At 40.8% G+C, this 25,283-nt stretch carries 19 protein-coding genes; 17 read left to right on the top strand and 2 right to left on the bottom strand.

Going from position 1 to position 25,283, the window contains the following annotated elements; translation table 11 throughout:
- Positions 1 to 84: 84 nt before the first annotated feature.
- The 6 genes from argJ (at position 85) to argH (ending at position 7,718) form a co-directional block, all read left to right on the top strand.
- Positions 85 to 1,311, top strand: a complete 1,227-nt coding sequence (gene argJ / locus PO903_RS02610; protein WP_273592513.1) for a bifunctional glutamate N-acetyltransferase/amino-acid acetyltransferase ArgJ — start codon at positions 85 to 87, stop codon at positions 1,309 to 1,311.
- 57 nt (positions 1,312 to 1,368) lie between these two features.
- On the top strand, positions 1,369 to 2,172 hold the full coding sequence (gene argB, locus PO903_RS02605) for an acetylglutamate kinase (RefSeq protein WP_273592512.1): 804 nt from the start codon (positions 1,369 to 1,371) through the stop codon (positions 2,170 to 2,172).
- A 569-nt stretch (positions 2,173 to 2,741) separates the two neighbouring features.
- The gene (argD, locus tag PO903_RS02600; RefSeq protein WP_273592511.1) at positions 2,742 to 3,995 is read left to right on the top strand and encodes an acetylornithine transaminase; all 1,254 of its coding nucleotides are present in this window, start codon (positions 2,742 to 2,744) and stop codon (positions 3,993 to 3,995) included.
- Positions 3,996 to 4,019: 24 nt separating this feature from the next.
- Positions 4,020 to 4,988 (top strand): ornithine carbamoyltransferase, encoded by a 969-nt coding sequence (gene argF, locus PO903_RS02595; protein WP_273592510.1) that lies wholly within the window; start codon positions 4,020 to 4,022, stop codon positions 4,986 to 4,988.
- 63 nt (positions 4,989 to 5,051) lie between these two features.
- The gene (locus PO903_RS02590; RefSeq protein ID WP_273592509.1) at positions 5,052 to 6,302 is read left to right on the top strand and encodes an argininosuccinate synthase; all 1,251 of its coding nucleotides are present in this window, start codon (positions 5,052 to 5,054) and stop codon (positions 6,300 to 6,302) included.
- Positions 6,303 to 6,311: 9 nt separating this feature from the next.
- On the top strand, positions 6,312 to 7,718 hold the full coding sequence (gene argH, locus PO903_RS02585; protein WP_069328523.1) for an argininosuccinate lyase: 1,407 nt from the start codon (positions 6,312 to 6,314) through the stop codon (positions 7,716 to 7,718).
- A 65-nt stretch (positions 7,719 to 7,783) separates the two neighbouring features.
- On the opposite strand, the gene PO903_RS02580 is transcribed toward argH, so the two are convergent.
- Positions 7,784 to 8,425: a pentapeptide repeat-containing protein gene (locus tag PO903_RS02580; protein WP_273592508.1), complete on the bottom strand. Its 642-nt coding sequence runs from the start codon at positions 8,423 to 8,425 to the stop codon at positions 7,784 to 7,786.
- Between the two features lie 257 nt (positions 8,426 to 8,682).
- On the opposite strand from PO903_RS02580, the gene uxaC reads away from it, so the two are divergent.
- The 11 genes from uxaC to PO903_RS02525 all read left to right on the top strand — a co-directional run bounded on the left by uxaC (position 8,683) and on the right by PO903_RS02525 (position 24,287).
- Positions 8,683 to 10,107, top strand: coding sequence for a glucuronate isomerase (gene uxaC / locus PO903_RS02575; RefSeq protein ID WP_273592507.1), 1,425 nt, complete (start codon positions 8,683 to 8,685; stop codon positions 10,105 to 10,107).
- A 236-nt stretch (positions 10,108 to 10,343) separates the two neighbouring features.
- Complete coding sequence (locus PO903_RS02570) at positions 10,344 to 11,741, top strand: MFS transporter (RefSeq protein WP_273592506.1); 1,398 nt, start codon at positions 10,344 to 10,346, stop codon at positions 11,739 to 11,741.
- Positions 11,742 to 11,886: 145 nt separating this feature from the next.
- Positions 11,887 to 12,891 (top strand): LacI family DNA-binding transcriptional regulator, encoded by a 1,005-nt coding sequence (locus PO903_RS02565; protein ID WP_069328519.1) that lies wholly within the window; start codon positions 11,887 to 11,889, stop codon positions 12,889 to 12,891.
- Positions 12,892 to 13,122: 231 nt separating this feature from the next.
- Positions 13,123 to 14,595, top strand: a complete 1,473-nt coding sequence (locus tag PO903_RS02560) for a tagaturonate reductase (protein ID WP_273592505.1) — start codon at positions 13,123 to 13,125, stop codon at positions 14,593 to 14,595.
- A gap of 58 nt (positions 14,596 to 14,653) precedes the next feature.
- Positions 14,654 to 16,159, top strand: coding sequence for a UxaA family hydrolase (locus PO903_RS02555; protein ID WP_273592504.1), 1,506 nt, complete (start codon positions 14,654 to 14,656; stop codon positions 16,157 to 16,159).
- Between the two features lie 123 nt (positions 16,160 to 16,282).
- A complete protein-coding gene (locus PO903_RS02550) occupies positions 16,283 to 17,833 on the top strand; it encodes an MDR family MFS transporter (protein ID WP_273592503.1) in 1,551 nt (516 codons plus the stop codon).
- A 367-nt stretch (positions 17,834 to 18,200) separates the two neighbouring features.
- Positions 18,201 to 18,887, top strand: a complete 687-nt coding sequence (ftsE, locus tag PO903_RS02545; protein WP_069328515.1) for a cell division ATP-binding protein FtsE — start codon at positions 18,201 to 18,203, stop codon at positions 18,885 to 18,887.
- Positions 18,877 to 19,797: a permease-like cell division protein FtsX gene (gene ftsX, locus PO903_RS02540; RefSeq protein ID WP_069328514.1), complete on the top strand. Its 921-nt coding sequence runs from the start codon at positions 18,877 to 18,879 to the stop codon at positions 19,795 to 19,797. Before ftsE ends, ftsX begins: the two co-directional genes overlap by 11 nt.
- 141 nt (positions 19,798 to 19,938) lie before the next feature.
- The gene (locus PO903_RS02535; protein WP_069328513.1) at positions 19,939 to 21,234 is read left to right on the top strand and encodes a murein hydrolase activator EnvC family protein; all 1,296 of its coding nucleotides are present in this window, start codon (positions 19,939 to 19,941) and stop codon (positions 21,232 to 21,234) included.
- A gap of 29 nt (positions 21,235 to 21,263) precedes the next feature.
- Positions 21,264 to 22,730, top strand: a complete 1,467-nt coding sequence (locus tag PO903_RS02530) for a S41 family peptidase (protein ID WP_273592502.1) — start codon at positions 21,264 to 21,266, stop codon at positions 22,728 to 22,730.
- 156 nt (positions 22,731 to 22,886) lie between these two features.
- Positions 22,887 to 24,287 carry a PDZ domain-containing protein gene (locus PO903_RS02525; protein WP_273592501.1) on the top strand — a complete coding sequence of 467 codons (1,401 nt, stop codon included), beginning with the start codon at positions 22,887 to 22,889 and terminating at the stop codon, positions 24,285 to 24,287.
- Between the two features lie 177 nt (positions 24,288 to 24,464).
- Here the strand turns inward: PO903_RS02525 and PO903_RS02520 are convergent, their stop codons facing one another.
- Positions 24,465 to 25,283: a flagellar motor protein MotB gene (locus PO903_RS02520; protein WP_069328510.1), complete on the bottom strand. Its 819-nt coding sequence runs from the start codon at positions 25,281 to 25,283 to the stop codon at positions 24,465 to 24,467.

Raw genomic sequence — 25,283 nt, 5'->3', positions numbered from 1 at the left:
TCCATAGTGCTTGGCAATATAAGCATTAATCACTGTATAGCATTTAAAGTAGTTATTGTCGATCAGGAAGTGAGAGGAGATATCATGGCAGATCAGGGATTCAAAGTAGTTGAGGGAGGTTCTATCGTCACTCCCCGAGGATTTCAGGTAGGTGGATTGCATTGTGGTCTGAAAAAAACAGAGCGTAACGACTTGGGTGTTATTGTATGTGATGAACTGGCAAATGCAGCAGCTGTGTATACAACGAATCTTTTTCAAGCGGCACCGCTTCAAGTGACCCGCGAAAGTCTAGCACATGGAACATTACGTGCGGTAGTAGCGAATAGCGGAAATGCTAATGCTTGTACAGGCAAACAAGGGGAACAAGATGCATATACGATGCGTGCTCAGACAGCACAGTATTTAGGTCTTCACGAACATGAAGTAGCAGTAGCCTCTACAGGCGTTATTGGTGAATTGCTTAAAATGGATCGTTTATCTGCTGGAATCACTCGACTTCCTGCTCATATCGGCAAAACAGAAGAACATGCCGAAGCTTTTTGCCAATCGATCTTAACAACAGATTTAGTTAAAAAAGAAATCTGTGTGTCTGTGATGGTCGATGGACAAGAAGTGCATATTGCAGGAGCGGCTAAAGGATCAGGAATGATTCATCCGAATATGGCAACCATGCTGGCGTTTATGACGACAGATGCTGTGATTTCTTCAAGTGCGTTACACCAATTATTAAGTCAGACCACAGATCAGACATTCAATATGATCACGGTTGATGGAGATACAAGTACCAATGATATGCTAGTTGCGATGGCAAGCGGCTTTGTTACACATAATGAATTAACACCAGAGCATCCAGATTGGGCTCATTTTGCTGCGGGATTCCGTAAAGTCTGTGAATATCTAGCTCAAGCGATCGCTCGTGATGGCGAAGGAGCGACCAAGCTAGTCGAAGTGGTCGTGACAGGAGCGATTAGTGAACTATCTGCAAGAGCAATCGCCAAAACAGTGATCGGATCAAGTTTGGTTAAATCTGCAATGTTTGGAGCAGATGCTAACTGGGGACGTGTAATAGCCGCTGTAGGGCGCGCAGGCGAACCTTTGAATGTAGAGACCGTAGATATCCGTTTAGGCGATATCGTGGTACTGACAGGCTCTAGACCGGTTCCTTTTGACGAAGAAGCAGCACTGGCGTACTTACAAGGCGATAAAGTTGAAATCGTCGTGGATCTACACTATGGAGATGGACAAGCTATAGCATGGGGCTGTGACCTGACGTATGACTATGTACGTATCAATGCAGCTTACCGGACATAATAATTATCAACTACACATCCTATTCTAAGTTCAAATAAAGGTTAGGTGATACCAACAATGAGCGGAGCCAATACACGTACTTTTGTCATGAAGTGCGGAGGGAGTACACTTGCAGCATTACCGGATTCTTTTTTTACCGATTTAAATGAGATTCAGTTATCCGGCATTCAACCTGTTATCGTGCATGGCGGTGGACCTGCGATCTCTGAGAATTTGAGCAAGTTAGGCATCGAAACTGAATTTGTCGGTGGATTACGTAAAACAACAGAAGAAGTGTTAGACGTAGTTGAAATGGTACTCTCAGGCAGTATCAACAAACAGATTGTACGACGTATCCAAAGTACAGGTGGCAAAGCGATCGGTATATCGGGTGTAGACGGTTCATTGATCCAAGCGAAGCCTGTAGCCAACTCAAGTGAAGTCGGGCTAGTCGGCGATGTGACGTATGTTGAAGCTTCGATTATTCAAGGTATTGTCGATCTAGGGTATATGCCTATTATCGCTCCTGTTGGTAGTGATGCAACCGGACAACGGTATAACATCAACGCAGATACTGCTGCAGGTGCAGTTGCTTCTTTTCTAGGTGTACCACAAATGATCGTTGTCACAGACGTACCTGGAATCATGCGATCTATCGACGGCAATAAACAAGTATTACCCCAAGTGTCTATTCAAGATATTGAGGACATGATCGCTACCGGAGAAATTTACGGCGGCATGATCCCCAAAGTCAAAGCAGCCATCGCTTGCATTCACGGCGAAGTACAAGAAGTCATCATCGTAGATGGCACCGAACCACAAGTACTCAGCCGTGTACTCAAAGGCGAAACCATAGGCACACGCATTGTGCGTAAAAATTAAAGATACAATCAAGCTAAGCCAACAATTAAATCTATAGTTTAGATAGGCGATAAGCAGTATCTATTGTTAAAAATTCCTATGAATTTTTGATTAACATCTTAAAGATATTCAATCTCATTCAAAGTATATGTAAAAATATTATTATTTATGGCTATATCCAATATTGTTATACGCAACTTAAAATAAATCTTTCAAAGACTAATCCAATTTCAATGTACTTTAACTAACCAACTTTTAAAATATTAAATCTATTTCAACTAACCCAAAATCCAAGAACTAAATCTAAACACTAAATGCAAGAACTTTAACCACCTTGCCACCCCACCTGTAAAATTAAAAACGATCTTAAAATGAGGTTATATGCACAGAGTGGAAAAAATGGATTTGATTCTGAAAGAGCGAAGCGCTCGCCTTTGAGGTGGTATCCTTACCGCAAAGCGGAATCAAAAGGATACCACCTCAACAGCGACGACAAGAACAAATCGATTTTGTAACGATCCCTGCATACAACCCCATTTTCATTCGTTTTTCAAATCACACAATAATTAATTATGAGGAGCGTGACCAGCATGGCTAATCCGATCAGCAGTCAATCTGCACAACCAACGCACACTGAGCAATCTGAAAGTTCTTTATTTCCAACGTATGCGCGTTATCCCATCGCTTTTGCCAAAGGAAAAGGTAGTTATCTGTGGGATACTGACGGTAAAAAATACCTCGACTTTATGTGCGGTATTGCTGTGACGAATCTAGGTCATGCACCGGACACTGTTATTGATAAACTCAAAAATCAATTGGATCAATTGTGGCATACATCGAACCTGTTCCATATTCCCAATCAAGAACAAGCGGCACAACTCATAACCGCTAATAGCTGTGGAGATGCGGTATTTTTCTGTAATAGCGGAGCAGAAGCGAATGAAGGGGCAATCAAGTTAGCTCGTAAATATCAGCAAAAAGTTAAAGGTGAAGAACGTTACGAGATTATTACTTTCGGACAATCGTTTCATGGACGTACACTAGCTACACTGACAGCAACCGGACAAGATAAAGTGAAAGAAGGATTCCATCCATTGCCAGCAGGCTTTGTAACGGTACCTTTGCATGATCTGAATGCTCTTAAGTCAGCGGTGAATGAGCATACAGCAGCTATTATGATCGAAATGATTCAAGCTGAAGGTGGCGTCTATCCAGTAGAACCTGAATTTATGCAACATATTGTAGATCTGTGTAACGAGCACGGATTATTGTTGATCGTAGATGAAGTACAGACAGGTATGGGACGCACAGGCAAAATGTTCGCTTATGAGCATTATGGTATCGAACCGGATATTTTCACATTAGCCAAAGGGTTAGGAAGTGGCTTCCCAATCGGAGCATTGGTCGGTAAAGCATTCCTCAAAGAAGCATTTGTCGCAGGAAGTCATGGTTCTACATTTGGAGGTACACCTCTAGCAACAGCGGCTGTTATCGCGACGATTGAAACGATGCAAGAACAGAACGTAGTAGAACAAGCGGCTACGATGGGAACCTATCTACAAGAACAATTACAAGCGAAAATCGGAAACCATCCGTTTGTTAAAGAAATTCGTGGTAAAGGATTATTGATCGGTATTGAATGTGATGGTCCTGTAGGCGAATTGGTTACAGTTGGGCAAGAAAAAGGATTGTTATTTATTACAGCAGGACCCAATGTGATTCGGTTGTTACCAAATCTTTTAGTGACTCAAGCAGAAGTGGATCAAGCAGTAGATATGATCAAAGATATTATCGAAGCGTATGCGCCGATTGTAAATAATTCAACGATCATCAATGGAAAATAAATCGAAATAAGGAGGTTCATATCCATGACAGATGCAGTATCGAAAAACAGTTCGTTAGAACTTAGTCATTTTAAAGGCAAAGATTTTGTAGAATTAAGCGACTATACCGCAGAAGAAATTCATTTTTTAATTGATCTAGCAATCGAACTGAAGCGTAAGCAAAAAGCAGGAGAATCGTATCGTCCACTCGAAGGTAAAACAGTCGGATTAATTTTCGAGAAATCTTCGACACGTACACGGGTATCTTTTGAAGTCGGTACTTTTCAGCTAGGTGGACATGCTCTGTTCTTGAGTAAAAATGATATCCAAATGGGACGCGGTGAGATTATTGCAGATACAGCACGCGTGATGTCACGCTACCTCGATGGGATTATGATTCGTACCTTTGGACATGAAAATGTAACCGAACTGGCGAAATATGCAGATATTCCGGTTATTAATGGACTGAGTGATCTAGGACATCCTTGTCAGGTACTGGCTGATTTACAGACGATTGTGGAGAGCAAAGGGAAGCTTAAAGGATTAAAACTTGCTTATATCGGAGACGGTAACAATATGGCACACTCGCTAATGATTGGTGGCGCCCGTGTAGGATTGGACGTCTATGTAGCCACGCCAGAAGGATATGAGCCTGATCCAGAAGTAGTGAAACAATGTGAAGCCTTAGCCGCTGAAAGTGGAGCAACGATCAAAGTGGTTCGCGATCCAAAAGAAGCTGTGCAAGATGCAGACGTAATCTATACCGATGTCTGGGCAAGTATGGGCTTTGAAGAAGAACAGAAGATTCGTGAACAAGCATTTAAAGATTATCAGGTCAATGAAGAACTGGTAAGTCATGCGAAATCCGATTATATTTTCTTACACTGTCTGCCGGCTCATCGTGGTGAAGAAGTCAGTGCAGGCGTTATTGATGGACCCAATAGTGTGATTTTTGATGAAGCAGAAAATCGTCTACATGCACAAAAAGCAATTATGGCGGCTTTGATCGGATAAAGTAAGATAGAATAAGAATAGTTCGATATATGGATATGAAGAAAGTGGAGGGAATATAACAACATGGCTAAAAATAAAATTGTACTTGCATACTCGGGTGGACTGGATACATCTATTATTTTGAAATGGTTAAAAGAAACATATGATGCAGAGATTATCGCATTTACCGCAGATATCGGACAAGCCGATGAACTGGATGGTTTGGAAGAAAAAGCATTAGCAACAGGAGCTTCTAAAGTCTATATTGATGATCTACGTGCTGAATTTGCCGAAGATTTTATCTATCCAATGTTCCAAGCAGGAGCACTATATGAAGGACAATATCTACTAGGTACAAGTATTGCTCGTCCGCTTATTGCGAAGCGTATGGTTGAGATTGCGCGTGCTGAAGGTGCTATGGCTATCGCTCATGGTGCTACAGGTAAAGGAAACGATCAGGTTCGCTTTGAATTGAATGCAGCAGCTCTTGCTCCTGAGATCAAAGTCATCGCTCCTTGGCGCTTAGAAACATTCCGTGATCAGTTCCCGGGACGTGCTGAGATGATTGAATATGCTGAAAAGCATGGCATCACGGTAACAGCTTCAGCGGCAAAACCGTATTCAACTGACCGCAATTTGCTACATATCAGTTATGAAAGTGGTGTATTGGAAGATCCTAACTTTGATGCAAGCGCAGAAAGTAATAAAGATATGTTCTTGCTTAGCGTTTCTCCAGAAGATGCACCGGATCAACCAGAAATGTTAGATTTGGAATTTGAAAATGGAAATTGTGTAGCGCTAAATGGAGAGAAATTGACTCCACTCGCAGCGATGGAAAAATTAAATGAGCTTGGTGGTAAACATGGTATCGGTCGTGTTGATATGGTGGAAAACCGCTTTGTAGGTATGAAGAGCCGTGGCGTATATGAGACACCGGGTGGAACGATTCTATTTACAGCGCATCGCAAATTAGAATCTTTAACGATGGATCGTGAAGTCATGAGTCTGCGTGATTCACTGATTACTCGTTATAGCAATATAGTATACAACGGCTTCTGGTTTGCACCGGAGCGTCTAGCTTTGCAAGCATTAGTGACTGAAAGTCAAAAAAATGTTACAGGTACAGTACGTGTGAAATTATACAAAGGTAATATTATTGCAGCAGGTCTAAGCAGTCCTTACAGTCTGTATAACCCTGAAATTGCAACGATGGAAGCTGATCCAACCAATGCTTATGATCAAGGGGATGCAGCAGGCTTTATCCAATTGAATGCTCTTCGTCTACGTGTAGGCGCAGGTGTGCGTCAAGCAGCGCAAGCGGATAAAGGAGAGTGAACCACAGCTATGAGTAAATTATGGGGCGGACGTTTTACCAAACAAACCAATCATCTGGTTGAAGAATATACAGCTTCGATCCACTTTGATAAAGCTTTGGCAGAAGAAGATATTCAAGGCAGTCTGGCACATGTCAGTATGCTAGGCAAATGCGGGATTGTACCTGCTGAAGATGTAGAAATCATCAAAAAGGGTCTAAACAAAGTACTCGATAAAATCCGTGCAGGTGAGATTCAATTTTCGGTGTCGGATGAAGATATTCATATGAATATTGAAAAGCATTTGATCGAAGAAATCGGTGCTGTAGGTGGTAAATTACACACTGGACGTAGCCGTAATGATCAGGTAGCGACAGATATGCATTTATATTTACGTAAACGTGTTGTAGAACTTACAGGTCTACTTCATGGATTACAAGAATCATTGATTACACAAGCGAAAAGCAATATGGATACGATTATCCCGGGCTATACGCATCTACAACGTGCTCAACCGATTCTTTTCCCTCATCATCTGATGGCGTATGTCTCGATGTTTGAGCGTGATATTGATCGTCTGAAAGACAGCTACAAACGGATTAATGTATTGCCACTGGGTGCAGGTGCGTTAGCTGGAACCACATTCCCGATTGATCGTCATTATGTAGCAGAACAATTAGGATTCGATGGTGTATATGAGAACAGCCTGGATGCGGTTAGTGATCGTGACTTTATCGTGGAATTTTTAGCAGGTGCGTCTCTGATTATGACCCATCTCTCTCGTCTTTGCGAAGAATTAGTGTTATGGAGTAGTACTGAATTTAGCTTTATTGAATTGGATGATGCATTCTGTACAGGTAGCAGTATTATGCCACAGAAAAAAAATCCGGATGTAGCAGAATTGGTACGTGGTAAAACAGGTCGTGTATACGGTAATTTGATCGGATTACTGACTGTACTCAAATCGTTGCCACTTGCGTATAACAAAGATATGCAAGAAGACAAAGAAGGTATGTTCGATACGGTTGCCACGTTGGAAGGTGCACTTCAATTGTTCGCACCAATGATCGCTACGATGAAAGTAAATACAGGACGTATGCGTGAAGCAGTCAACAAAGACTTTTCCAATGCGACTGATATTGCAGACTTCTTGGTTGGTAAAGGTCTTCCTTTCCGTCAAGCTCATGAAGTGATTGGTAAAACGGTACTGTACTGTATCCAAGAAGGTAAATACTTACTGGATCTAACACTGGAAGAATTCCAAAACTTCTCCCCGTTGTTCGATGACAGTATCTATGCTGTATTGCAACCAGAAGCTGTAGTCAATGCACGTAATGTATATGGCGGTACAGCAACTGTACAGGTCGCTGCGGCTATTGAGCGTGCTGAAGATAAATTAACACATACTGTGACATGGCTAGAAGGTCATGTACAGTAGAATAAATAAGCTAGAGTGATGCAAAAAAGGACAACCGCGATAATAAGGTTGTCCTTCTTTGTGTATTAAGATTTGATGACAAGTCCCATCAGTCCGACAAATGAAGAAGCTTGATACGGCGAAATGATACATCCTCGTAAATCTTCAATTTCAATCTGTAAGTTTGTAAAATCACAGGTACTGAGATCCACTTCCTGTAACGAAGTGCCTGACATCATAGCGGTGTCTAACTGACAATGATCGAACATAACAGATTTGAAGGTAGAAGAGCAATAATCCGCCCCGATCAATGAGCAATGTTCGAAAGAGACATTTTTGAAATTAGAAAAGCGAAATACAGAGTAATCAGCGACACAGTCGATAAAGCGAACATTTTGCAAGCGACTTTGAGCAAAATCGGTACCGATTAATTTGCACTGCCGAAATTCTGTACGATGAACAAACGAATGAGGAAATGGAATATTCGAAAGATCGCATTGATCAAATATCACATCGGTCAGTTCGATTTCAGCTAAATGCGACTCGATGATATCTACTTTTTCAAATATCGTTTTCTCAAAAGATACCCGTTGCGCTTCCTGACGATCGATCGTGAATTGTTGTATTTTGGCACGACTAAACTCGTCTTTGGCTTGCAAAGAGTATAAAGGTTCCTTTAACTGCTCTAACTGTTGCGGAATTTTGGGAGCTTCGATTGGGATAGACATATGTAGTAGTACCTCCATCTTTGGGATTATGATCATTATATCGCAAGGATCTGCTGTGATTGTATGACTCTATGCCTAGAATATGAATTTGCTATGATATCTGTTACAATAACAGCACTTCTTAGTTCATATAACTGTAACAATAAAAATAGCGAAATCCTATTGCGTATTCTGCAAAAAGAGATACAATAAGACTGTAAATGTTCACGTTAACAAAATGAATAAACATAGCTGAATCAAGGAAAGGAAGGAATACAATGACTGTTAAATTTTTGGATCAAAACTTTATGCTACATAGTGATACAGCGATCCAACTGTACCATCAAGTAGCAAAAGATATGCCGATTATTGATTACCATTGTCATTTGAGTCCGCAAGAAATTTTGGAGAACAAAACGTTTAAAAATATTACAGAAGCATGGTTATATGGAGATCATTACAAATGGCGTGTGATGCGTGCTAATGGAATCGAAGAAAAATATATTACAGGCGATGCCGATGATTATGATAAATTTCTGGCGTGGGCAAGAACCGTACCGCAATTGATCGGTAATCCACTGTATCACTGGACACATCTCGAATTACAACGCTTTTTCGGAGTAGACGAATTATTAAGTGAAAAGACAGCTCCGCAAGTCTGGCAAAAAGTAAATGAACAACTACAGGGTGAAGGATTCGGAGCGCGCGATCTGATTACCAAGTCGAAAGTAACTGTCGTGTGTACGACAGATGATCCTGTCGATGATCTTGGTTATCATGCACAGATTCGTGAGTTGAACGGTTTCTCGACAGCTGTCTTGCCAAGCTTTCGACCAGACAAAGCATTAGAGATTAATCGTGCTACATTCCGTCCGTGGTTAGAACAATTAGTGGGTGTCTATGGATCAGAGATTCGTACCTATGACGACTTTTTGAAAGCGCTTGAGCAAAGAGTTCGCTTTTTCCATGCCGCAGGAGGACGAGTATCCGATCATGCGCTGGATACGGTTGTTTTTGCAGAGGCAACTCAAGCAGAAGTCAATCAGATTTTTGCCAAAGCGTTAGAGCAAGGACAAGTGAGTAGTGAAGAAGAAGCGAAGCACAAATCGTATACACTTGTATTTTTGAGTCAATTGTATGCAGAGCTAGATTGGGCGATGCAGTTCCATATTCATGCGTTACGTAACAATAGCACATCGATGTTCAACAAATTAGGACCGGATACCGGTTATGATTCTGTAAATGATGGATTGATTGCGAAGCCGTTAGTGTCACTATTAGATGCTATGGAATCAGCAGGAGCCTTACCGAAAACGATTTTGTACTCACTCAATCCGAATGATTATCCTGTTCTAGCAAGTGCAGCAGGTAGCTTCCAGAGCGGTGGTATCGCTGGTAAAATTCAGTTCGGTACAGCGTGGTGGTACAACGATCATCGTGATGGTATGCATGAGCAGATGAAATTGTTAGCCAATATGGGTGTGTTAGCTCGTTTTGTAGGGATGTTGACCGACTCACGTAGCTTTTTATCATATACCCGTCATGAATATTTCCGCCGTCTGTTGTGTGATCTGTTAGGTACATGGGTAGAACAAGGGGAAGCACCTGATGATATGGAATTGTTAAGTGGTATTGTAGAAGGCATTTGTTATACCAATGCAGAGCAATATTTTAATTTCCCAGCAGTCGTTTCTGTACAGTAATCAGGTAGAAGTATCGCTTTGGCTGATATAGAACATAGAGTATGGAGACAGTGATGTTCTAACAGATGCAGTCAAAGCGATATTTACTTCTAAGTATTATGTGATTAATTTCACAAATGAAGTAAAATCTTATCCAATTTATTTAGGCAGCAAGAAACGTAGAAATGCTCAAAACAGTATCGCATGATTGTCGATATTGTAAGCGGTTGATTTTATCAAATCAAGGGGTGTGTCACATGGGAGTTGCTACATTAAAAGGGGTCAAAGCGGAAGAAAATGTGATTGACGGCAAGATCAGTTTGAAAGAAAAGATTTCGTACGGTATGGGGGACTTTGGGAACGGATTTATGTTTGATCTGGGGCAATTGTATCTATTAAAGTTTTTTACAGACGTAGCAGGGATTCCAGCGATTGCAGCAGCAGGTATATTTCTAGTCAGTAAATTATTTGCAGCGATCTGTGATCCGATTGTTGGTTCTTCGATTGATTATCGCAAAAATATCGGAAAGAATGGTAAATTTAGACCGTATTTGATCTACGGAAGTCTTATTCTTGCGATACTGACAGTATTTACGTTTATCTCACCTAATCTATCAGTAACAGGTAAATTAATTTATGCGTATGCTTCTTATATGATCTGGGGGATTGGGTATTCATTTGTAAATATTCCTTACGGTTCACTGGGTGCATCGATTACTCAGAATACGATTGAACGGGCGTCGTTATCGTCATTCCGTCAAGCCGGTTCACTTGGAGCCTTATTTGTAACAAGTGTAATCGTAATGCCTTTAATTGTGCATTTCGCTAATCCATCTGTAGGTTTCCCTGTGGTGATGGGGATTATGTCTATCATCGGTGTGCTTGCTTTTATTGTGTGTTTTCGCGGAACGAAAGAACGGATTATTAGTCAAGCTGCTCCTTCTGAAAAATTATCGGTTGGCAGTGTTGTCAAAACGTTTGTAAGTAACAAACCGCTATTAGTACTGGTTTTAATGACCGTATTTACGATTTCAGCGTACAATATCAAATCAGCGATGTTGATTTATTTTGCACAGTATAATTTAGGTAATGTAGAACTGATGGCGTATATGAACTTTATTATTATCGGATCTTCATTTATCGGCGTCTTGTTTTTACCTAAATTGGTGAAAAGATTCGGTAAACGCAAAACAGCGATGATCGGGCTTGGAATTAGTGTTGTTGCAGATACGATCAACTTTATTGCACCATCGAATGTGTATCTTTTCACAATCTTAGCGAGTATTGCATTTATCGGTATTAGCATCCCTAATGGTGTTACATGGGCTTTTGTATCTGATATTATTGATTATGGCGAATGGACATCAGGTGAACGTAAAGAAGGAACGACCTATTCGTTGTTTAACTTTTCTCGTAAATTAGCACAATCGTTATCCGGTTTCTTATCAGGTGTAGGTCTTGCTGTTGTTGGTTATGTACCGAATGTGGTGCAGACGGTCGGCACTCAGATCGGGATCAAAGCGTTATTGTGTCTGTATCCAGCGATTGCTCTGGCTATTGCCATGTTGATTATCGGGTTAATGTACAAATTAACAGATAAAAAACATGAACAAATCGTTGAAGAACTACAATTGCGTCATCAACCATTAGAGTAGAAAGAATGAGAACAATCGCATAGCGCTCAGCAACCGTCCGTATTATGGTGAGTGGAACATAATATGTTATTCTTAGGAGAAGAGGAGTCATATGATTCCTCCGAGTCGATGAATCGAACAAGCTGGAATAAAGGAAGGTATGCATATGGCAGCCACTATCAAAGATATCGCCAAGCTAGCGAATGTTTCTCATACAACCGTTTCTCGTGCACTGAATAATAGTCCGCTTATTAAAGAAGTCACCAAACGTAAAATTATGCAGATTGCGCAAGAAGTGAATTATATTCCGAATTATAATGCTAAAAGTCTGGTATTACAGCGTTCGCATACGATAGGTTTGTTTTTTACCAGTATTTCCAATGGTACCAGTAGTAGCTTTTTTGCCGCTACGATTCGCGGGGTTAATCGTGTGATCGGGATCGAATACAATTTATTTGTACGTGGCATTGATGATTATTTAGATTACAGTTCGATTCATCGTAAACGGTTTGATGGCATTATTTTGATGAGTCAAAGTGAAGCGGATAATGATTTTATCCATCATGCATTAGAGCAAGAAATTCCGATTGTGGTGTTGAATCGTCTTCTTCCCGGTGCAAATCTAGTCAATATTGTCTCTAACGATAAAGAAGGATCTTATCATGCTGGACAATTTCTGATTGAGCAAGGGCATACACAGATTGCTATTATCGAAGGGATCAAAAGCTTTAAGTCTACAGAACAACGCCGATTAGGATTTGTTCAAGCGATGGAGGAAAAGGGATTATCGATCCCATCCCAATATATTGTAGGCGGAGAGTATGATACAGAAAGTGGTTATCAAGCGATGCAACAATTGCTAGCTTTATCAACACCACCAACCGCTGTATTTTGCTCCAATGATGATATGGCGATAGGTGCGATGAATGCTGCATTTGAACAAGGGCTCAAAGTGCCACAAGACCTGTCGATTGTCGGGTTTGATGATATTAATTTCTCCATGTATACCAATCCTGCATTAACGACAGTGAAGCGTCCGATCGAAGACATCAGTGCACGCGGGGCAGAGAAAATATTAGAACAGATTCGTGAAAAAGAAACACAACAAGAATTGATCTTTGTTGAAACTGAATTGATTCAGCGTAAATCAACAGCTGTTTATTCAGAGTAATTTATTGAAGCCACCAATCGTTCAAGTTGCTAAATAAGATCGTTATAGATTGAGGATTCCAGAGCTTACTACTATGCGCAGGAATTCTCTTTTTAATAAATGATGAGATTGTGATCTAATTCACTTTGTTAACGTGTGCATAAAATTATAATTATTGATAAGAACACAAATAGTATCCAGAACATAAGTTAGCTATTCCTATTTTAAAATAAAGATCAGGAGGATATGATCATGCCAGCACTTAACCGAACCACTTATCCAGCTTCAACCTATACTGAAAAAGTACTGCAATTTGGGGAAGGCAATTTTTTGCGAGCATTTACCGATTGGCAGATTCATCAGATGAACCAAAAAGCGAATTTTGATGCAGGAGTGGTCATCGTACAACCCCTAGCTACAGGGATGGCTGAACGACTGAATGAACAAGATGGATTATATACAGTGTATCTCGAAGGGATTCAAGAAGGACAACCTTCTCGAACTCATGAAGTAATTGAGTGCGTCACACGCGGAATCAATCCTTATGAGCATTATGAACAATATGAAGCTTTGGCGTATCAACCTGAATTACGTTGGATTATTTCTAATACGACTGAAGCTGGCATTGCTTTTAACAGCACAGATCAATTAGCAGATCGTCCACAGCAAAGTTATCCTGGTAAATTAACATCATTATTGTATCGCCGTTTCCGTCATTTTCATGGAGAAGAGAGCAAAGGGTTTATTATTCTTCCTTGTGAGTTGATTGATCATAACGGAGATGAGTTGAAACGAATTGTTTTGCAATATGCAGAGTTGTGGAACTTGGAGCCTGAATTTGGTGCGTGGGTACATCAAGCGAATACATTTTGTAGCACTCTGGTGGATCGAATAGTACCGGGTTATCCTAAACAGCGTATGTCTGAGATTACAGCTGAGCTTGGATATGAAGATCAGTTTGTTGTAGTAGGTGAACCATTTCACTTACTTGTGATTGAAGGCCCCGCATGGATCGAACAAGAATTACCTTTTGCTCAAGCTCAGTTGCATATCAAAGTGGTGTCGGATATGGCGCCTTATCGCACTCGTAAAGTACGTATCTTGAATGGCGCTCATACCGCAATGACTCCTATTGCGTATCTATATGGTCTCAATACAGTAGCAGAAGCAGTAGAACATCCGATCACAGGTGCTTTTGTTCGGTCTCTTATTCAGGATGAGATTATACCAACTTTGGATCTGCCTGCTGATGAGCTAGAGCAATTCGCTGCTGCTGTGATGGAACGTTTCCGCAATCCATATGTAGAACATTTTCTTATGAGTATTTCACTTAATAGTATTTCCAAATTCAAAACCCGTGATCTACCTACGCTTACTTCTTATATCGAACAACAACATCAATTAACAGCCAAATTAGTATTTTCGCTTGCGGCTTTGATTGCTTTCTATAAAGGCGATCGTAGCGGAGAACCTATCTTGTTAAATGATGATGAAGCTGTGTTACAACAATTAGCTGAACTATGGAAAGACTGTGATAACAGTCAATCAAGCCTGCATCAGCTGGTGACTGCTGTACTCGGTGAAGTTTCATTCTGGGGAATGAACTTAAATTCTTATGCAGGCTTAACTGAACAAGTGACGACTAATTTGTACCATATTCAACACCAAGGAATGGTTGTTGCTTTGCAAGAGTTGATGGCTCCGTCGGTAACACCTACTGTGTAATCGGCTATAAGTATTATTTTACGATAAAGAGACCTTTTATAAGGAGGCATACCGAATCATGTTGGAATATATACAGATTCATCCGCAAGATAATGTGGCTGTGGCGCTACGTGATTATCAGCAAGGTGAAGTGATTACACTAGATACCACAACAGCTACGGCACAATCAATTACGTTAACTGAAGATATTGCAAGAGGACATAAGATTGCACTACAACCGATAGAAATCCATCAACATATTATCAAATACGGCTACCCGATTGGACATGCGATTCAGCCGATTGCCGTCGGTAGTCATATTCATACTCATAATGCCAAAACCAATTTGACTGGTATTGAAGAATATCATTATGATCCCAAAATATTATTCAATCCATATACGCTCGAAAATCGTACATTTCAAGGGTATCGACGTAGCAATGGAGATGTCGGTATCCGTAATGAACTATGGATCGTACCTACAGTGGGCTGTGTCAATGGAATCGCTGAATTGATCTTAAGTGAGTTCGAGCGTGAAGTAGGCGATATCGCTCCTTTTGAAAATACATTAGTGCTTAAGCACAGTTACGGTTGTTCTCAGCTTGGAGATGATCATCAATATACACGTACTATTCTGGCTGATGCGGTGAAGCATCCAAATGTAGGCGGTGTGCTGGTACTTGGGCTTGGCTGTGAAAATAATGAAATGGATCAATTTAAGCTTGCGATCGGTGAACATGATGAACAACGGGTCAAATTCCTTGTCTCGCAAATGGTATCTGACGAAGTCGAAGCAGGTGTGCAATTGCTTAAAGAAATCTTTGAACATGTACAAGGTGACCATCGGGAAGAAATACCGTTAGCTGATCTCAAAATCGGACTTAAATGTGGTGGTTCTGACGGATTATCAGGGATTACAGCTAACCCCCTATTAGGTCAACTGTCTGATTATATGGCGGCACAGGGTGGAACCACAGTATTAACAGAAGTACCGGAAATGTTTGGTGCTGAACAGATCTTAATGGAGCGTGCAGCAGATGAACAGGTATTTGGCAAAATTGTTCATCTAATCAATGACTTCAAGCAGTATTTTATGGATTACAAACAGCCTGTATATGAGAATCCGTCTCCGGGTAATAAAGCAGGTGGGATTACTACATTAGAAGATAAATCACTGGGTTGTACGCAAAAATCAGGCATTTCTCCTGTACAAGATGTTCTATTATATGGAGAACGATTACAGACACGCGGATTAAATCTGCTGAGTGCACCGGGTAACGATCTAGTGGCTTCATCTGCATTAGCAGCAGCAGGTTGTCAGTTGGTCATTTTCACGACAGGACGGGGTACGCCTTTCGGTTCGTTTGTACCCACTATGAAAGTATCAACCAATTCACCTTTATTTGCTAATAAACCACATTGGATTGATTATAATGCGGGCACTTTAGTAGAAGGTGTAACGATGGAAGATGGATTGCGTGATTTTATTGAGTATATTATCGAAGTCGCCAGTGGGCGCTGGGTCAATAATGAAAAAAATAAGTTCCGTGAATTGGCGATATTTAAAAGCGGAGTTACTTTGTAAATAGGCGTTTGTCGTCTTCAATTCAATAATATGCTATACTCATTCCATTGTGACCAATGGGTCAGTAACAAACAGATGCTTCTTAGAAGGATCATGTTATGATTACGAAAAAGGAGTGAGTATATGTCGGCATCTGTTGCTGAAAAAAGCAAAGGAGCTTCGAAAACAGGCTGGATCGTCGCAGGATTGTTGCTCGGTATTTTTATTGCAGCGATAGATAATACGATTGTGGCTACAGCAATTGCTACAATCGTAGGCGACCTTGGAGGATTTGATCAATTTGTCTGGGTAACTTCAGCTTATTTGGTTGCTTCTCTCGCAGGAACCCCTATTTTCGGCAAGCTTTCGGATATGTATGGTCGTAAGCGATTTTTTATTTTTGGTGTTGTTGTGTTTATGTTTGGTTCTATTTTATGTGGGACAGCCGATTCGATTGTACAACTTAGTATTTATCGAGCGATTCAAGGAATAGGTGGCGGTGCACTTGTACCGATCGCTTTTACAATTGTGTTCGATACGTTTCCACCGGAAAAGCGTGGTAAAATGACAGGCTTGCTGGGTGCTGTATTCGGAATGTCCAGTTTGTTTGGTCCATTATTAGGCGCTTATATTACTCAGTATATGAATTGGCGCTGGGTGTTTTATATCAATGTTCCGTTTGGTATTATTTCATTTCTATTGATTATGGTCTTTTATCATGAATCGATGGAACGTTCGAAGCAAAAAATCGATTGGTGGGGCGCAGGTCTGCTTATTGGTGCTGTCGTTTCATTAATGTTCGCTCTAGAATTAGGCGGAGATACGTATCCGTGGAATTCAGGCGTGATCTTAGGATTATTTGTGAGCTTTGTGATCTTACTGATCGCTTTTATTTTTGCGGAAAAGAAAGCAGCAGAACCTATTATTTCATTTCCAATGTTCAAAGATCGTCTGTTTACTAGTAGTACATTAGCGGCTTTCTTCTATGGAGCTGCGTTTATTACAGTCGCTCTATATATTCCGATCTATATTCAAGGGGTTAGCGGTGGAACAGCAGTCAATTCAGGGCTGACTTTGATGCCGATGACGATCGGATCAGTAATTGCTGCGATGCTTGGCGGCATACTGGTTAACAAATTAACCTTCCGTCGTATTATGATGATTTCTGGATTTTTATTTGTATTAGGCATGGCACTGTTAAGCCGGATTACACCGGAGACCCCTGCACTATTATTGTATCTATATCTAGCTACAGCAGGATTCGGTATTGGCTTCTCATTCTCTGTACTTAATATCAGTGGGATTCAGAACTTTGATTTCCGCCAACGTGGAGCTGCAACCTCTACGTTAACATTTGTTCGTTCACTAGGGATGGCACTGGGTGTTACGATATTTGGATTGATTCAGCGCAGTATCCTTAGCAATCAATTGCAAGCAGGTGTCGATCAAAGTGGTAGTGGAAGTTCATTACCTCCGGGACTTGATCTGACACAGTTAGATCCACGTGCATTATTATCAGATGATATCAAAGCTAATCTACCTGCCCAAGTTATTGAGATGATTCAAGTGGCTTTGACCAGTTCGATCGCCGGTACATTTATGTGGGCAGTTCTACCCGCCATCGGGGCATTAATCGCTGTTTCGTGTATGGGTAAAGAACGTGCTCTACAAACCAACAAGCCTAATCAAAAGTGACGTTACAGTATGTTTTTTAAATATAGACGCTTTTTAAGGTCGTTAGCAGAAGAAAGTCTGATTTCAGCATGATGCTGATTTCAGGCTTTTTTGATTACTGAGTGATTTTCGAGTTATTATAGTACTCAAATGGTAACGAATTTGTTACAATAGAGATTATTGAATCAGTCTTTCAAACATATGGTGTTTTGATACATTCTGTACAAAGTACCTCATCGTATATTGGTTTACTTGATAAGAACCAACCTACCTATACTTAGTGTTGTTGAAATGTGAAGAATAGCAGTACCGAATAAAAGAATTCAGACTTCATCTTGCCACACGAACAGTGTACAGATGAATGATCTTGTTATTAGGAAGTGATGATTTGATAGAAATGCAGGACGTATGGAAAACTTATCCCAATGGAGCACATGCTCTACAAGGTATCTCTGTGAAGATTGATCGCAACGAATTTGTATATGTGGTCGGTCCTTCGGGTGCGGGTAAGTCTACCTTTATGAAGCTAATGTATCGTGAAGAAACACCAACTAAAGGTCAAATTTCAGTAAATGGATTCAATTTAGGCAAATTAAAACAACGTAAGATTCCATTATTACGTCGTAATATCGGGGTTATTTTTCAAGATTTTCGTTTGCTTCCGAAGTTAACAGCGTACGATAATGTTGCTTTTGCAATGGAAGTTATTGAAACGCCGAGAAAATTAATGAAAAAAAGAGTAATGGAAGTATTGGATCTAGTAGGACTTCAAAGTAAAGCAGGGCGTTACCCTGAACAAATGTCCGGTGGTGAGCAACAGCGGATTGCTATTGCACGCGCAATCGTCAATAATCCAGCTGTTATTATTGCGGATGAACCGACAGGTAACCTTGATCCTGAGACGTCATATGGCATTATGCAATTGCTAGATGAGATTAATTTCCGTGGTACCACAATTATTATGGCAACTCATAATAGAGATATTGTGAATTCGATGCGTCGTCGTGTATTAGCGATTGAAGACGGCATGATCGTCAGAGATCAGATTAGAGGGGAGTACGGTTATGAATTTTAATACCTTCTTGCGACACTTGCGGGAAGGTTTTAGAAGCGTATTCCGCAATGGATGGATGTCGATCGCATCCATTACTTCCATTATTGTGTCTCTGTTTATTTTGGGTGTATTTATTTTGTTAGTATTAAATGTGAATCAACTAGCTGATCAGGCAGACAGTGAAGTTGAAATTAATGTCTTTCTAGAACTCAATGTAGATCAGTCGTTACGACAAGAACTACAACAAGAAATCAGTGCAATGACAGAAGTAAGCACGGTCACTTTTGTTCCCAAAGCACAAGGATTGAAAGAATTACGTGATCGTCTGGGTGAAGGTGGAGAGTCCTTTTTACAAGGATATGCACAAGATAACAATCCATTACCTGATGCTTTACGTATCCAAGTGATAGAACCAACAACCGTTCCTTTTGTCGCTCAGAAGATTGAAGCACTGAATACAGAACATCCTGAGAAACCTATTCTCAAAGTTCGTTATGGTGGAGACACTGTACAGACGTTATTCAAAGTTACTGCATTGATTCGTAATATTGGTCTGATCTTAGTCGCTGCGCTTGGACTGATGGCGATGTTCTTGATTGCCAATACGATTCGAGTCACTATACTTGCACGTCGTCGTGAAATTAGTATTATGAAGCTTGTTGGAGCCACCAATCAATTTATCCGTTGGCCGTTCTTTATTGAAGGTGCACTATTAGGCGGTATTGGTTCACTGGTAACAATCGGTATTCTATTTATCGGATATCAGCAATTGGTAGCCGCTTCTGTTCGATCATTTGGAATAGCGTCTGTGATCACTTTGATTCCGTTACAGCAGATCTGGCCATTATTAGGCAGTCTATTGCTTGGACTTGGAGTATTGATCGGAATATGGGGTAGTACACTCTCGATTCGTCGCTTCCTTAAAGTATAAAATAAATTATTTTCGTAAATATGCAAAAAAAGCTAAGATATCTGCAAAATATTGCCGATAATCATACTTGATGCAAGTGCTGAACGCCGGAAAACGACTGTTTCAAAAACCTACAAACGGTAAAAGGATGGGGAGAAAAAGTTGAAAAAAGTCGCATCAGTTATGGCTGTTATTTTATTGGCAGTCTCTGTGATACAACCACAACACGTACACGCCGCCAAATCGGTTAGTGATATCCAAAGTCAATTAAATGCTGTGGAGAAAAAAGCACAGGAAGCAGCCCAACAGAAGAAAAAAGCTGCTGCTCAAAAGAAAAAATCGCAAGTACTGAAAGCTAGAACACAAAAAGATCTAGGTAAAGTATTGCAAGCGATCAATGAAGTGAGCAGTCAGTTGGCTCGCGTTTCTAGTGATATTTCACAAACCGAATCAGGTCTGCGTCAAGCGAAAAAAGATCTGGCTGAAACCAAAGAACGTATTCATGCTCGTGAAGGTATGATTGATACTCGTGTACGTATGATGTATACCGATGGATTAATCTCTTATATGGATGTGTTAATGGCATCAACCAATTTTTCTGATTTTGTAGAACGTGCCGATTCATTACGTATGATTGTAGATCAAGATCAGGACATTTTGGCTCAACATGAGAAAGACAAACAATTCGTAATCGTAACGCAAAAAAAATTGACTGCTTCGTATGCAAAAGCGAAAAGTCTATATGCTGAAAAAGCAGAGCGTAAAGGCGAATTAGATGCCAAAGAAAGCGAAAAACAAGTACTTATTTCTAAATACAATACACAGATTGAAAATGCAGATGATATCACATCCGAGCAAGAACAAGCGTTGTGGGATCTAGCTGATAAACGTGCTTCTCTGTATCAAGAGAAAACAGCACTAGAAGCACAGGAAAGAGCAGCAGCGGCGGCTCGTGCAGCAGCTGAAGCTCAAGCCAGAGCAGAAGCAGCAGCGAACAATCCACCATCATCCGGTGGAGGTGGAAGCTATACACCACCAAGTACAGGTGGGTATCAAGGTAGCGGTAATGGTAGTATGGGTCTACCTGTAAATGGCGCACGTATTTCTTCTCCATTCGGGTATCGTAATCACCCGATTCAAGGGGTATACAAAATGCATACAGGTGTCGATTTTGCAGCTCCTCAAGGAACTGATATTCATGCCGCTCAAGGCGGTACAGTCGTTGTCGCTCAATGGCAAAATGGATACGGTAATACTGTGATTATTGATCATGGAAATGGAATCAAAACCTTATATGGACATATTCGTGATGGCGGTATCGCTGTTTCTGTAGGGGCTACAGTGAGTCAGGGACAGAAGATTGCAGAAGTAGGTTCTACAGGAAACTCTACAGGCCCTCACTGTCACTTTGAAGTACGTGTGAATAATACACCTGTCGATCCGATGGGTTATCTGTAATAGCGTTAAGCTCAGAGAGGCGGTAACACATGATGAGAAAACGCACCGTAGCACTACTTGTGATTGCCATGATGGTGCTGAGTAGCGTGCTTACACTGGCTTTTACCAGTCTGCCAGGAATCGCTCGTAACGCTGTCAACGGACAAGGATTGCTCGCAGCCCTTAGCGGTGGTGGTCTAAGCGACCAACAGCAAAGTAAATTAAGTACAGCTGCCAAATTGATTGAAAGTAATTATTATCAAGATGTAGATAGCAACAAGCTAGTAGATGGTGCGATCAATGGAATGATGGAAGCATTAGGTGATCCTTATTCCAGTTATATGGCTCCTGAGACAGCGACTCAATTTTCCGAATCAATCGCAGGATCATTTACTGGAATTGGTGCAGAAGTGTCGCAAGAAGATGGTAATGTAGTGATTGTTTCTCCAATCAAAGGGTCGCCTGCGGAAAAAGCAGGATTACGTCCTAAAGACATTATTGTATCGATTAATGGCGAATCGTTAGCGGGCGTAGACTTGAATGACGCGGTTAACAAGATTCGTGGTAAAAAAGGCACAACAGCTACTCTTGAAATCAAACGTTCTGGTAGTTCAAATACGTTAGATTTCAAAATTGTACGTGATGATATTGATGTAGAGACGGTTACTTCGAGAATGACGGATGACAAAATCGGCGTAATCACTGTAACGCAGTTCTCGATGAATACAGCCGAACGTTTTGATGCTGAAGTGAAAAAGCTTGAAGGCGAAGGTATGAAAGGTCTTGTGATTGATGTTCGTAACAATCCAGGCGGTGTTCTATCTGTTGTAATTGATATGGCTGAACAATTTGTTCCGAATGGCAAATTGATTGTACAGGTCGAAGACAAAGCAGGTAAACGTGATGAGACTAAGTCCAAAGGTAAAGGTGTTAAATATCCGATTGCTGTAGTGACGAATGGTGGTAGCGCAAGTGCTTCTGAGATTCTAGCAGGTGCCTTGAAGCAATCTGCTGGTGCGACTTTATACGGTGAGACGACGTATGGTAAAGGTACCGTTCAGACGAGTATGGATAATATCTTTAACGATGGCAGTCTAATTAAAATTACGATTGCCAAATGGTTAACACCAAATGGAGATTGGATTCACAAAAAAGGAATCAAACCAGATGTTAAAATTGCTCCACCGGATTACTTTACAGTAACTCCAATCAACAAAGAGAAAACACTCAAATATGATATGAATAATAGTGATATTAAGAGTGCTCAAATTATGTTAGATGGTCTTGGTTACACGGTAGATCGTAAAGATGGCTATTTTGACCGTGATACCGAAACAGCAGTGAAATCATTTCAGACCAAGCAAAAGCTAAAAGTAACGGGTGCGATTGATGAGAAAACAGCAACAGCACTTGAAGTAGCATTAGTGGAGCATATCCAAGATCCACAATACGATGTTCAGATCAACAAAGCGATTGCAGGCGTTGAAAAGCAGATTTCTACCACGAAGACCCCGTAATTTGAAACTGTAATGCGCTTATTCATAAGTATTTCCAAAAAGAAGGCTGTTATAGCCTTCTTTTTTTATGTAGAATAGAGAGAGTTGAGTCTATATGCGAATGAATGGTACGCTTTTAGTAAAGCAAAGATAGATGGCAAAGGAGAGTGGCAACCGTTGAACGTATTGGGTGAGGCACTCCGTATGATAGGCGGGGCATTAGGGGCGCTATTAACGCAGCCTTTTTACTATATATTTCTAATCGGTGTATTGTTGCACTATAGAAGACAAGGTATTCTTGAACGTAAATTATTTAATATCCGTATTTATGTCTATGCAGGTCGTGTGTTGCGAACCGTCGTTACTGGAATCATTGCAGGGCTACTAATCTCGATCGTTATGGCTTTTATTGGTATACATATAGAGACAGAAATAATCTGGTGTATAGGCATTATTTTGATCCTATTATCCTTATTCCGTCTACGTTACGCTCATTTAACGATGGCTTTAGCTGTACTTACGATTATCTATATGGTGTTACTTTCATTTCCGTCATGGCAACCGACCGGTGTGATAGGGTCATTTATTTCGAGTATTCGTCATATTGACTTGCCTGGATTATTAGCAATATCGGTATTGTTGCAATTGATCGAAGCGTTATTATTTCGTATGCAAGCGCTACGTTTTTCTTCACCTGTAGTGATCGAAGGCAAACGTGGTAAGCCTGTAGGTGCATATGCAATGGAAGCTTTCTGGCCTGTTCCACTGTGGTTATTTATTCCTTCTGTAAGTAGTATCGTTGTACCGTGGACACCTCTTCATGGAGCACAATCATGGATAGACGGTGTATCGCTAACGGCATTGCCTGTAATGATCGGTTGTAGTGTATTAACACAGACCCATTTGCCACAAGCGAAAGCACAGCGAATAGCGAAGCGGTTAGTACAAAGTGGTCTGATTATGGTAGTATTTGCAGCCCTAGCATTATGGTGGGCACCGATTGCAATACCGGCAGTCATTATTGCTGTGATATTACGTGAATGTGTGATGTACTTCAGTCGACGAGAAGAAACAGAGCAGAGCCCATTATTTATTCGTGGATTACGTGGAATCAAAATTTTAGATATTATTCCGTATAGCCCTGCGGCAGAACTAGGCATTACCGCAGGTGAAAGTATGTATAAAGTGAACGGACAGCTTATCCATGATCCTCAATCTCTTCATGCGGCATTGCGAATCAATCCTGCGTTTTGTAAATTGGAAGTATTAAATGTAGAAGGCGAAAGTAAATTTCTGCAACGGGCGATCTATGCAGGAGATCATCATCAGTTAGGAATGATATTCGCGCCAGACGATCAAGCGGTGGTTTCGCCAGATATTCAGCGACTATCGGCATGGCATTTGTTAACCAAACCGCGTGTACAGAAGTTGCCTAGTAGCTATCATGAACATTCTGCTTTGTTATTACCAGAAGGTGAGCAAGTGACCGAACCGGAAGTACCGGAAGAGCCAATTGAATTGACTCCCGAGTATATTGAAAAGCATGGATTACCCAAGCGTCCTCGGCGTAAGTCATAAAGCGCATAAAATAGTATGTTGCTAAATAATAGGTGTACCCAATACCTAATAAACAATCATTAAATGTTAGCAAAAAATAAATTTTAGAACATAAAAACACTCCAGTGTAGCTTCTCATCTATAGATAGAGAAGTACGCTGGAGTGTTTTTTGTATTTCAACTTTTATATGCAGCCCATTAATCTTGCAATTGACGTAACACGATGATTTCAACACGGCGGTTTTTTTGACGACCCGCAGCGGTTGAGTTATTTGCGGTGGGGCGAGTATCTCCATAACCTGCATATTGAAACTTCGATTTGTCTAACCCTTTAGTATCAATAAAATAGCGCAGAACAGACAATGCACGAGCACCTGACAACTCCCAGTTATCCTGATAACGTGAAGCATTTACAATCGGCAGATTATCGGTATGCCCTTCAATGCTGACCGTCGTATCAATCGATTGGAAAAGGCTAGACAATTGCGCCAGTGTGGCTAAAGAAGGTGATTTGAGATTGGCTTGTCCTTCATTGAATAAAAATTGATCGCTTAGTGTAATCGAGATCCCTTGAGGCTTATCAGCAACCACAACTTGATTGCCTAGATTGTTCGTTTTGACATAGGTTTCGATTACACTCATAAGATTGGCTAGTTCACTTTCCTGCTTACGGAAAGCTTCTTCACGATTAGTTAGTGTAGTAGATCCACTTTGTGTATCTTTACCGCCAGCATTACCTGCTTGATTACTGGTAGAAGTAGAACCACCGTTACTCGTATTTTTACCTGCTGTTCCGGTAATGCCTTTACCACCATCTAGAATTGAATTGTCGCTTTGAAAAGTAAGCTGTAACGAGTCCGTAAGCACCTGATACTTTTCTGTATCAACATGACTCACCGAATACATGACCACAAAAAAGATGAGTAATAGTGTAATTAGATCCGCATAAGTAATCAGCCAGCGATCTTGATGGTTATGCCCATTTCCTTTTTTACTGCGCCGAGAATAACGTGCCAT

Origin of the sequence: Paenibacillus sp. PK4536, from assembly GCF_028594455.2 — a bacterium.
Classification (GTDB): Bacteria; Bacillota; Bacilli; order Paenibacillales; family Paenibacillaceae; genus Saccharibacillus; species Saccharibacillus nuruki.
Note: the sequence above shows the minus strand (reverse complement) of the source record. Positions and strands in the feature narration are given on the sequence as shown.

What these genes read in the sequence shown, in the direction of transcription:
- argJ (WP_273592513.1), top strand. Translation starts at nt 85, where the DNA reads ATGGCAGATCAGGGATTCAAAGTAGTTGAGGGAGGTTCTATCGTCACT.
- argB (WP_273592512.1), top strand. Translation starts at nt 1,369, where the DNA reads ATGAGCGGAGCCAATACACGTACTTTTGTCATGAAGTGCGGAGGGAGT.
- argD (WP_273592511.1), top strand. Translation starts at nt 2,742, where the DNA reads ATGGCTAATCCGATCAGCAGTCAATCTGCACAACCAACGCACACTGAG.
- argF (WP_273592510.1), top strand. Translation starts at nt 4,020, where the DNA reads ATGACAGATGCAGTATCGAAAAACAGTTCGTTAGAACTTAGTCATTTT.
- PO903_RS02590 (WP_273592509.1), top strand. Translation starts at nt 5,052, where the DNA reads ATGGCTAAAAATAAAATTGTACTTGCATACTCGGGTGGACTGGATACA.
- argH (WP_069328523.1), top strand. Translation starts at nt 6,312, where the DNA reads ATGAGTAAATTATGGGGCGGACGTTTTACCAAACAAACCAATCATCTG.
- PO903_RS02580 (WP_273592508.1), bottom strand. Translation starts at nt 8,425, where the DNA reads ATGTCTATCCCAATCGAAGCTCCCAAAATTCCGCAACAGTTAGAGCAG.
- uxaC (WP_273592507.1), top strand. Translation starts at nt 8,683, where the DNA reads ATGACTGTTAAATTTTTGGATCAAAACTTTATGCTACATAGTGATACA.
- PO903_RS02570 (WP_273592506.1), top strand. Translation starts at nt 10,344, where the DNA reads ATGGGAGTTGCTACATTAAAAGGGGTCAAAGCGGAAGAAAATGTGATT.
- PO903_RS02565 (WP_069328519.1), top strand. Translation starts at nt 11,887, where the DNA reads ATGGCAGCCACTATCAAAGATATCGCCAAGCTAGCGAATGTTTCTCAT.
- PO903_RS02560 (WP_273592505.1), top strand. Translation starts at nt 13,123, where the DNA reads ATGCCAGCACTTAACCGAACCACTTATCCAGCTTCAACCTATACTGAA.
- PO903_RS02555 (WP_273592504.1), top strand. Translation starts at nt 14,654, where the DNA reads ATGTTGGAATATATACAGATTCATCCGCAAGATAATGTGGCTGTGGCG.
- PO903_RS02550 (WP_273592503.1), top strand. Translation starts at nt 16,283, where the DNA reads ATGTCGGCATCTGTTGCTGAAAAAAGCAAAGGAGCTTCGAAAACAGGC.
- ftsX (WP_069328514.1), top strand. Translation starts at nt 18,877, where the DNA reads ATGAATTTTAATACCTTCTTGCGACACTTGCGGGAAGGTTTTAGAAGC.
- PO903_RS02530 (WP_273592502.1), top strand. Translation starts at nt 21,264, where the DNA reads ATGATGAGAAAACGCACCGTAGCACTACTTGTGATTGCCATGATGGTG.
- PO903_RS02520 (WP_069328510.1), bottom strand. Translation starts at nt 25,283, where the DNA reads ATGGCACGTTATTCTCGGCGCAGTAAAAAAGGAAATGGGCATAACCAT.